The sequence below is a fragment of the Streptomyces sp. NPDC058375 genome (assembly GCF_042723425.1).
In the GTDB taxonomy this organism is placed as follows: Bacteria; Actinomycetota; Actinomycetes; order Streptomycetales; family Streptomycetaceae; genus Streptomyces; species Streptomyces durocortorensis.
This window is the reverse complement of the sequence record NZ_JBHXJG010000271.1, coordinates 1-9,482: the sequence shown is the minus strand read 5'-3', so window position 1 is coordinate 9,482 and position 9,482 is coordinate 1. Positions and strand designations below refer to the sequence as shown.

General features: G+C 70.5%; 8 protein-coding genes, 1 pseudogene and 1 riboswitch. Of the genes and pseudogenes, 2 read left to right on the top strand and 7 right to left on the bottom strand.

Annotated elements, in window-relative coordinates; genetic code table 11:
- A pseudogene (locus ACFWM7_RS30120) lies at positions 1 to 342 on the top strand (peptidoglycan-binding protein); the annotation flags it as partial.
- Between the two features lie 16 nt (positions 343 to 358).
- Here the strand turns inward: ACFWM7_RS30120 and ACFWM7_RS30115 are convergent.
- Complete coding sequence (locus ACFWM7_RS30115; RefSeq protein ID WP_205083323.1) at positions 359 to 1,339, bottom strand: GlxA family transcriptional regulator; 981 nt, start codon at positions 1,337 to 1,339, stop codon at positions 359 to 361.
- 81 nt (positions 1,340 to 1,420) lie between these two features.
- On the opposite strand from ACFWM7_RS30115, the gene ACFWM7_RS30110 reads away from it, so the two are divergent.
- Positions 1,421 to 1,639, top strand: a complete 219-nt coding sequence (locus ACFWM7_RS30110) for a hypothetical protein (protein ID WP_383266517.1) — start codon at positions 1,421 to 1,423, stop codon at positions 1,637 to 1,639.
- 15 nt (positions 1,640 to 1,654) lie between these two features.
- Here ACFWM7_RS30110 and ACFWM7_RS30105 read toward each other — a convergent pair whose 3' ends face one another.
- The 6 genes from ACFWM7_RS30105 to ACFWM7_RS30080 form a co-directional block, all read right to left on the bottom strand.
- The gene (locus tag ACFWM7_RS30105; protein ID WP_383266515.1) at positions 1,655 to 2,671 is read right to left on the bottom strand and encodes a ribonucleotide-diphosphate reductase subunit beta; all 1,017 of its coding nucleotides are present in this window, start codon (positions 2,669 to 2,671) and stop codon (positions 1,655 to 1,657) included.
- Entirely contained in the window at positions 2,671 to 5,085 is a 2,415-nt protein-coding gene (locus tag ACFWM7_RS30100; RefSeq protein WP_383266513.1) for a ribonucleoside-diphosphate reductase subunit alpha, read from the bottom strand. The genes ACFWM7_RS30105 and ACFWM7_RS30100 overlap by 1 nt, the downstream gene beginning before the upstream one ends.
- A 136-nt stretch (positions 5,086 to 5,221) precedes the next feature.
- A riboswitch (cobalamin riboswitch) is annotated at positions 5,222 to 5,358 on the bottom strand.
- Positions 5,359 to 5,410: 52 nt separating this feature from the next.
- On the bottom strand, positions 5,411 to 5,920 hold the full coding sequence (locus ACFWM7_RS30095) for a GNAT family N-acetyltransferase (protein ID WP_383266510.1): 510 nt from the start codon (positions 5,918 to 5,920) through the stop codon (positions 5,411 to 5,413).
- On the bottom strand, positions 5,920 to 6,600 hold the full coding sequence (locus ACFWM7_RS30090; RefSeq protein WP_383266508.1) for a hypothetical protein: 681 nt from the start codon (positions 6,598 to 6,600) through the stop codon (positions 5,920 to 5,922). Before ACFWM7_RS30090 ends, ACFWM7_RS30095 begins: the two co-directional genes overlap by 1 nt.
- Positions 6,601 to 6,734: 134 nt before the next feature.
- The gene (locus ACFWM7_RS30085; protein ID WP_383266505.1) at positions 6,735 to 6,938 is read right to left on the bottom strand and encodes a YbdD/YjiX family protein; all 204 of its coding nucleotides are present in this window, start codon (positions 6,936 to 6,938) and stop codon (positions 6,735 to 6,737) included.
- Complete coding sequence (locus ACFWM7_RS30080; RefSeq protein WP_383266502.1) at positions 6,935 to 9,160, bottom strand: carbon starvation CstA family protein; 2,226 nt, start codon at positions 9,158 to 9,160, stop codon at positions 6,935 to 6,937. Before ACFWM7_RS30080 ends, ACFWM7_RS30085 begins: the two co-directional genes overlap by 4 nt.
- Positions 9,161 to 9,482: the final 322 nt, after the last annotated feature.

Sequence of the window (9,482 nt, the reverse complement as noted above, 5' to 3'; positions counted from 1 at the left end):
CGGCAACCGGTCCGCCCGGTGGCCGGGGCCCCGCCACCAGCGCCGCCGTCAAGCGGTTCCAGGCGGCCTACGGCCTGGCCGCCGACGGGGTCGCCGGCCCCGCCACCCAGGCCAAGCTCTACGCGCTCCAGGACAACGACTGCACGTCGGCCCACTTCACGTACCCCGAGCTGAACAAGTGCAACGGCACCTGGGCCGGCGGCAAGGTCGCGGCGGGCACGGCCAAGGCCAACGCACTGAGCAGCCAGTATCGGGGCATCCGGCTACTCCGGCCACAACGACCACGTGCACGTCAACCAGGGGCCGAGCCGCTTCTGGTCGGCCCCCAGCTGCGGCGTCTGACCCGTCCGCACCTCTCTCAGGCGACGTCGGGCACGGCCGTGGCCGCCGGGCCCCGGAAGGTCCGGCGGTAGGCGTTCGGCGTGGTGCCCAGTGACCGTACGAACTGGTGGCGCAGCGTCGCCGCCGTGCCGAAGCCCGTCTGGCCCGCGATCGTGTCGATCGTCCGGTCGGAGGTCTCCAGCAGATGCTGGGCCAGCAGCACCCGCTGCCGCAGCAGCCAGCGGTAGGGCGTGGTCCCGGTCTCCTGCTGGAACCGCCGGGCGAAGGTGCGCGGCGACATGTGCGCCTGCGCGGCCAGTTGCTCGACCGTCATCTCCTGGTCGAGGTGCTGCTCCATCCACGCCAGGGTGGAGCCGACCGTGTCGCAGGCGTTGCGGGGCAGCGGGCGGCTGATGTACTGCGCCTGCCCGCCGTCCCGGTGCGGCGGCACCACCATGCGCCGGGCCAGGGTGTTGGCCGCGTCCGGGCCGTACTCCTGCCGGATCAGGTGCAGACAGGCGTCGATCCCGGCGGCCGTGCCCGCCGAGCTGATCACCGCGCCCTCGTCCACGTACAGCACGTCCGGCTCGACGATCGCCTTCGGGAAGCGCCGGGACAGCTCCGCCGCGTGCCGCCAGTGGGTGGTGCAGCGGCGGCCGTCCAGCAGCCCGGCCGCGCCGAGGACGTACGCCCCCGAGCAGACGCTCAGCACCCGCGAGCCGCGCTCCACGGCCCGGCGCAGCGCGGCCAGGACCTCCTCCGGATACTCCCGCTGCATGAAGTGGCTGCCCGCCGGCACGGCGATGAGGTCGGCCTCCTCCAGCCGCTCCAGGCCGTGCGGCGTCGTGATGGTGAAGCCCGCGTGGGTGTTCAGGACGGGGCCCTCGGCGGAGACCACGGCGAAGTCGTGCACCGGCAGGCCCTCTTCGCTGCGGTCGAGTCCGAACACCTCGCACAGGACGCCGAGTTCGAAGGGGTGGACCTCGTCGAGGAGGAGAGCGGCGACATTGGTCAGCATGCGCCAAGTGTGGCAGCTATTTGACGTCCGATGGCAGTCCTGCCACTGATGAATTTCGCCCGGGCGGTCCAGAGTAGAGGCATGAACACATTCCTGAACTACCTGGTCGTAGCAGCACTTTTCGCCCTCGTCCTCGCGCCCGTGGCCCTCGGCGTCGTCCGTGAACGCCGCATCGACCGCCAGCTGCGGGAGGCGGAACGCGGGCGGCGGGCGGCGGCCGGACCCCCGGAAACGGAAAGCGCCGCGCGGCCTGTCACTGCCACGCGGCGCCCTCACCTGAGGGTGTGGGTCAGGGTCTGAGAAACCCCCTCAGATCTAGAAGTCGTCGTCGAACCCGACCGAGCCCTCGACCGCCACCTGGTAGGCGGACGGGCGGCGCTCGAAGAAGTTCGTCAGCTCCTGGACACCCTGCAGCTCCATGAAGGAGAACGGGTTCTCCGAGCCGTACACCGTCGGGAAGCCGAGGCGGGCGAGCCGCTGGTCGGCGACGCACTCCAGGTACTGGCGCATCGACTCGGTGTTCATGCCCGGCAGGCCCTCGCCGCACAGGTCGCGGCCGAACTGCAGCTCCGCCTCGACCGCTTCCTTCAGCATGTCGGTGACCTGCTGCTCCAGCGCGTCGTCGAAGAGCTCCGGCTCCTCCTTGCGGACGGTGTCCACGACCTCGAACGCGAAGTTCATGTGCATCGTCTCGTCACGGAACACCCAGTTGGTGCCCGTGGCGAGACCGTGCAGCAGACCGCGCGAGCGGAACCAGTACACGTACGCGAACGCGCCGTAGAAGAACAGCCCCTCGATGCACGCCGCGAAGCAGATCAGGTTCAGCAGGAAGCGACGGCGGTCCGCCTTCGTCTCCAGCCGCTCGATCTTCTCGACCGAGTCCATCCACTTGAAGCAGAACTGCGCCTTCTCGCGGATCGAGGGGATCTCCTCGACCGCGTCGAACGCCGCCGCCCGGTCGTCCGGGTCGGGCAGATAGGTGTCGAGCAGCGTCAGATAGAACTGGACGTGCACGGCCTCCTCGAAGAGCTGCCGCGACAGGTACAGCCGCGCCTCGGGGGAGTTGATGTGCTTGTACAGCGTCAGCACGAGGTTGTTCGAGACGATCGAGTCACCGGTCGCGAAGAACGCCACCAGCCGGCCGATCATGTGCTGCTCACCCGGCGACAGCTTCGCGAGGTCGGCGACGTCCGAGTGGAGGTCGACCTCCTCGACGGTCCAGGTGTTCTTGATCGCGTCCCGGTAGCGCTCGTAGAAGTCCGGGTAGCGCATGGGACGCAGGGTCAGCTCGAAGCCCGGGTCGAGCAGGTTCTTCTCTTCGTTTGAGCTCATTACTGGCAGGCCTCGCAGGACTCGGGGTTTTCCAGGGAGCAGGCGATGGCGTCCGCGTCGGGAGCCTGCGCCTGCTGTACGGGAATGGGGGCGGCGGCCGACGCCTGGCCGGACGCGGCACGGGCGATCCGGGTCGCCGGGCGCGAACGCAGGTAGTACGTCGTCTTCAGCCCCTGCTTCCAGGCGTACGCGTACATCGAGGAGAGCTTGCCGATCGTCGGCGTCTCCAGGAACAGGTTGAGCGACTGGCTCTGGTCGAGGAACGGCGTACGGGCCGCCGCCATGTCGATCAGACCGCGCTGCGGGATCTCCCACGCCGTGCGGTACAGCGCCCGCACGTCCTCGGGGATCCAGGCGAAGCCCTGCACCGAGCCGCTGGCCTCGCGCAGCGCCTCACGGGTGCGGGCGTCCCACACGCCGAGCTTCTTCAGCTCGTCCACCAGGTAGGCGTTGACCTGGAGGAACTCACCGCTGAGCGTCTCGCGCTTGAACAGGTTGGAGACCTGGGGCTCGATGCACTCGTACACGCCGGCGATCGAGGCGATCGTGGCGGTCGGCGCGATGGCGAGCAGAAGGGAGTTGCGCATACCGGTCTTCGCGACCCGGGCGCGCAGCGCGTCCCAGCGCTCCGGCCAGTTCAGCTCGGTGTCGTAGTGGTCGGGGTGCAGCACACCGCGCGCGGCACGCGTCTGTGACCATGCGGGCAGCGGGCCCGAGCGCTCGGCGAGGTCGCAGGACGCCTCGTACGCGGCGAGCATGATGCGCTCGGAGATCTTCGTCGAGAGCGCGCGGGCCTGCGGCGAGTCGAACGGCAGGCGCAGCTGGAAGAAGACGTCCTGGAGGCCCATGGCGCCCAGGCCCACCGGCCGCCAGCGGGAGTTGGAGTTCCCGGCCTGCTCGGTCGGGTAGAAGTTGATGTCGACGACCCGGTCGAGGAAGGTCACGGCCGTACGGACGGTGGAGTCCAGGCGGTCCCAGTCGATCGAGCCGTCCCTGACGAACGCGCCCAGGTTGACCGAGCCCAGGTTGCAGACGGCCGTCTCGCCGTCGTCGGTGACCTCCAGGATCTCCGTGCACAGGTTCGAGGAGTGCACGACCCGGCCCGGCTCGGCGGTCTGGTTCGCGGTCCGGTTGGAGGCGTCCTTGAACGTCATCCAGCCCTGGCCGGTCTGCGCGAGGGTTCGCATCATCCGGCCGTACAGCTCACGCGCCGGCATCGTCTTGCGGGCCAGCCCCTCGGCCTCGGCCGCGCGGTAGGCCGCGTCGAAGTCGTCGCCCCACAGGTCGACCAGCTCGGGCACGTCGGCCGGGGAGAACAGCGACCACTCGGTGTCCGCGTCGACCCGGCGCATGAACTCGTCCGGGATCCAGTGCGCCAGGTTCAGGTTGTGCGTACGCCGCTGGTCCTCGCCCGTGTTGTCGCGGAGCTCCAGGAACTCCTCGATGTCCGCGTGCCAGGTCTCCAGGTAGACCGCCGCGGCGCCCTTGCGCCGGCCGCCCTGGTTCACCGCCGCCACGGAGGCGTCCAGCGTCTTGAGGAACGGCACGATGCCGTTGGAGTGCCCGTTGGTGCCCCGGATCAGCGAACCCCGGGCGCGGATACGGGAGTAGGAGAGGCCGATACCGCCCGCGTGCTTCGAGAGCCGCGCCACCTGGTGGTAGCGGTCGTAGATCGAGTCCAGCTCGTCCTTCGGCGAGTCCAGCAGATAGCAGGAGGACATCTGCGGGTGCCGGGTGCCGGAGTTGAAGAGCGTGGGGGAGGAGGGGAGGTAGTCCAGCTTGCTCATCAGCCCGTAGAGCGCGGCGACCTCGTCCAGCGCCCGCACCGACTCGTCCTCGGCGAGGCCCGCGGCCACGCGCAGCATGAAGTGCTGCGGGGTCTCGATGACCTGGCGGGTGATCGGGTGGCGCAGCAGGTAACGGCTGTGCAGCGTACGGAGACCGAAGTAGCCGAAACGGTCGTCCGCGCCCTCGGCCAGCGTCCGCTCGACCAGCTCGTCCAGCGCCTTGGCGTGCAGCTCCACGAAGGCGGCGGTGCGGTCGGCGATCAGGCCCTCGCGGTGGCCCACGGCGACCGAGGCGGAGAAGGACGTCGCGCCCTGGCCCGCGGCCTCGTCGGCGATCGTACGGGTCAGCAGCCGGGCGGCGAGTTTGGAGTACGCCGGGTCCTCGGAGATGAGACCCGCTGCCGCCTCGGTGGCCAGCGAGCGCAACTCGGCCTCGTCAGAGCGGGCGTTGCGCCCGCGCAGCGCGGAGGCGGCGACCCGTCCGGGGTCGGTGTCGGGCAGATCGACGGTCAGGTCGGTCAGGGTCCGCAGCAGGGCGGTCCCGGGTCCGTCGTTCGTGCCTTCGCCGGACGTGGTGGAGGCAGCGGATTCGGTGGCTGAAACCGGATCGGCGGGCGCGATGGTCACTGGGCTTTCCCTCGCTCGGCAGGGGGCCGGCGGAAGGCGGGGAAGCCGGGCAGCGCGAAACCCGGGGCGGGGCAGCACTGCTGACGGCGTCCACCGGCCTATCCGCGAGGCCCGGACGTCTGGCGTCCGGTTCGGTCGAGCCGGACGCGCTGTCGACAGGTCTTCGGACTTGCAGGTGTGCAAAAGCACACTGATCACACCGTTGCGGGACAGTTCCGGATTCGCACCGGATTCCCCTGCGGCGACAGCGAGGTCGAGCATACATGTGGGGGCCGCCAGAAGCTGCGGCCCCCACATGTTGTGTCGCGTCGATTTAATACGCCCCTCAGGAAGCCGCCTCCAGCTCCAGCCGGAAGGTCATGAGGCGCAGTCCCGGCACGGGTTCCCAGTCCCGTTCGGGGGTCCGCAGAAAGCCGAGCCGACGGTAGATCCTATGGGCTGAGAGCATCGCCGGCTGCGTCGACAGCAGCAGCGCGCGGACACCGTCGGCGGACCGGGCCCGCTCGACGCACGCCCGCACGAGAGCCTCTCCCACGCCCCGTCCGCGCCCCGCCCGGGCCACGGCCAGCATCCGGAATTCGGCCTCGTCCGGACCGGCGATGTCGCGCCACGGAGTGCCGGGAGCGGCATACGTCACACCCCCGAGCACGGCCCCGTCCGGATCCAGCGCGACGAGCACCTCCGCTTCGGCCGCCCGCTGCTCGACGGCCCGCAGTCTGAGCAGATACGGGTCCTGCGGGCCGTCCAGCAGATCGTCGCCGAGATACGCCTCGGCGATGATCTCGCCGAGCACGGCGTACTCGCCGGGCTCCGCCACCCTGATCGTTAGATCCATCAGCCGCTCGCTCCCACCTCGTTGTTCGGCGCGCCGTCGCCCTCCGGCGGCAGGTCGCCGCGCTCGACCGGCTGCCGCCCGGAGGCCTCCTCGGCCGACGGCAGCACCTGGTCCAGCTCGTGGTCGTCGGCGCGGTGGGCGGCCCGCGCCGCCGACCGCAGCGTCGCCCGGTCCACCTTCTCGCGCTCCCCGCTCACCGTGATCACGAGGTCGTCCTGTTCCTGGGCGTACGCGTGGCCCGACTCCGTGGCCCGGTACCACTGCTCGCCGTCCCGCTCGCACGTCACCACGGGCTCCCGGTCGCTGCCCGCCGCGGGTCCGTCCGTACAGTCGGCGTCGGCGTGCGGGAGGCGTTCCACCGACAGCTGGATCTGCCCGCCCTCCGGCTCGGTGTAGACGCTGCCGAACCCGTCGTCGCCGAGCACCCCGACCGACTGGCGCGCCAGGGCGTAGCCCGCGGCCTCGGTCACCCACACATGTTCCGCGACGAGCTGCGCGGCGCTCGCCCGCGCCTCCAGCTCCGCCCGGTCGGGCGCCGGATCGGCCGGGGAACTCCGGCCCGCCGCCTGCGCGTCGGGCGCCGGCGTGGTGCCGCAGCCCGTCGCCGCCGCCAGCGTCAGTGCCAGGGTCACGGTCAGGAGGAGGGGCCGGAGCCGGGGCGACCGGGAGCGGGATGTCATGGGCACATCCTTATCTACGGTGAGGGCTCCGCGCACCGGGAATCGCACGGCGCCCGGGTCGCGCGAGGGGCACGAGAAGGGCCGCCGCACCCTGGAGAGGGGTTGCGACGGCCCCGATCGGCCGAGGGCTGCTCTCAGCAGCAGCGGAAGCCCTCGCGGGGGTTGGCCTCGCGGGCGTCCGTACGGCTGCGCTCGAAGGCGCGGCGGGTCATCACCGGTGCGTCCGGATCGTGAGACCGGGCGTGCGCCACGTACCGGTCGTACGTGGACTCGCCGGTCAGCTCACGGACGTACCAGCGGATCCGTCCCGCCACCCGCCGTACGTCCGCGACGGTCATGTCCGGCCTCCCGTCTCCACCGACTCCTTGCGGATGCCGCCCTCGGGGCCGACGCCCGCCGCGAGCAGTTCGGCCTTCTCCTCCTTGGTGGCGATGAGCGAGGCCGGGGCGACGAGCTTGGACTCCACGTACGGCGTCTCGTGGAGCTTGACGCTCTCCGGGTCGCGGATGGCGTTGAAGCAGACCCGGCCGGCGTCCACGAGGACCACGATGATGAGGAGCGCGAAGAGCGCGCTCAGCACTCCGTCGACCGTGGAGTTGGTGACGACGGTACGCATCTCCTCCATGTTCTTCGCGGGGGCCAGCACCTCGCCCGCGTCGATGCCCGCCTGGTACTTGTCGCGCTGGGCGAAGAAGCCGACCTTCACGTCGTCGGAGAAGATCTTCTGCCAGCTCGCGGTGAGCGTGACCGCCACGTCCCAGGCGAGCGGGACCGCGGTGACCCACGCCCACTTCAGGCGGCCGGACTTGACGAGCAGAGTGGTGCAGACGGCCAGCGCGACGGCGGCCAGCAGCTGGTTGGCGATGCCGAAGAGCGGGAAGAGCTGGTTGATGCCGCCGAGCGGGTCGTGCACGCCGACCCAGAGGAAGTAGCCCCAGCCGCCGACGACGACGGCGCTGGCGAACCAGACGCCCGGCTTCCAGCTGACCTCGCGGAACGGCTTGTAGGCGTTGCCCAGCATGTCCTGGAGCATGAAGCGGCCGACCCGGGTGCCGGCGTCCACGGTGGTCAGGATGAAGAGCGCCTCGAACATGATGGCGAAGTGGTACCAGAACGCCTTCATGCCCGCCCCGCCGATCACCGCGGAGAAGATCTCCGCCATGCCGAGCGCGAAGGTGGGCGCGCCACCGGTCCGGGAGAGCAGGCTCTGTTCCTCGACGTCCTTGGCGGCCTGGGCCAGGGCGTCCGGGGTGATGGTGAACCCGAAGTTGGCCACGGCCTCGGAGGCGGACTGGACGCTGTCGCCGATCACGCCGACGGGCGCGTTGATGGCGAAGTAGAGGCCCGGGTCGATGATGCAGGCCGCGATCATCGCCATGATCGCCACGAACGACTCGACCAGCATGGCGCCGTAGCCGATCATCCGGATCTGCGTCTCCTTCTGGACCATCTTCGGCGTGGTGCCGGAGGAGACCAGGGAGTGGAAGCCGGAGAGCGCGCCGCAGGCGATGGTGATGAAGACGAACGGGAACATCGAGCCGGCGAAGACCGGGCCGGAGCCGCTGGAGGCGAAGTCGGTGACAGCGGGCATCTTCAGGGTCGGGAGCGAGACGACCACGCCCAGGGCCAGGAGCCCGATCGTGCCGACCTTCATGAAGGTGGAGAGGTAGTCGCGCGGGGCCAGCAGCAGCCACACGGGGAGCACGGAGGCGAGGAACCCGTACGCGATCATCCAGATGACGAGGGTGCCCGGCTCCAGCGTGAAGAAGTCCGCCCACGACGACTCCGCCACCCAGCCGCCCGAGACGATCGCGAGGAGCAGCAGCGCGACGCCGATGAAGGAGACCTCGCTGACCTTGCCGGGCCGCAGGATGCGCAGATAGACGCCCATGAAGAGGGCGATCGGGATGGTCATGGCGATGGAGAAGACGCCCCAGGGCGAGTGGGCGAGCGCGTTCACGATGACCAGCGCGAGGACCGCGAGCAGGATGATCATGATGATGAAGACCGCGACCAGGGCGGCGATCCCGCCGACCGGGCCCACCTCGTCGCGCGCCATCTGACCGAGCGAACGGCCGTTGCGGCGGGTGGAGAAGAAGAGCGTCACCATGTCCTGGACGGCGCCGGCGAAGATGACGCCGACGACGAGCCAGATCGTGCCCGGCAGATAACCCATCTGCGCGGCGAGCACGGGGCCGACCAGCGGCCCCGCCCCCGCGATGGCGGCGAAGTGGTGGCCGAACAGGACCCGGCGGTCGGTGGGATGGAAGTCGACCCCGTTGTCCAGCCGTTCGGCGGGGGTCGCGCGGTTCTTGTCGACCTTCAGGACCCGGCTCGCGATGAACCGGGAGTAGAAGCGGTACGCGATGGCGTACGAGCCGAGGGCCGCTGCCAGCATCCAGGCGGCGGAGACCTCCTCACCCCGCGAGAGCGCGAGGGTGGCCCACCCGGCCGCGCCGGCCAGGGCCACCAGGCTCCAGACGACTATGGACTTCGGGGTAGGCCCGCGCCGCCCCGCTGCTGGTGAAACCGGTGGTGCTGGTGTGGGCGATTCCGGCATATCGATCCGTCCCCTCGCGCGATCCTTGTCGTAACGTGCGCGAAATCTAAGTGGTGCGGCCGCTGTCCGGAACCCCTGTCCGCATACCGGTCGCGCATCGCCGATGTCTCCACCGAAGTTCCGCAGTAAGGACACGGACGGGAGGAGGGATCGGTTCACAGGGTCGCGCTCTGCCCGGGGTGGCCGAAAACGGGCGGTGGGCCCGGGCGGGGCTCCCCCGGCCCCCGCCCCTGCGTCGTCCGCGGGCCGGCAGTCCCGCGGCCGGTTGCGGCGCGCCACGACCGGGTTACCGGGGCCCCGGTACCCCCCGCGCCCCCCCTCC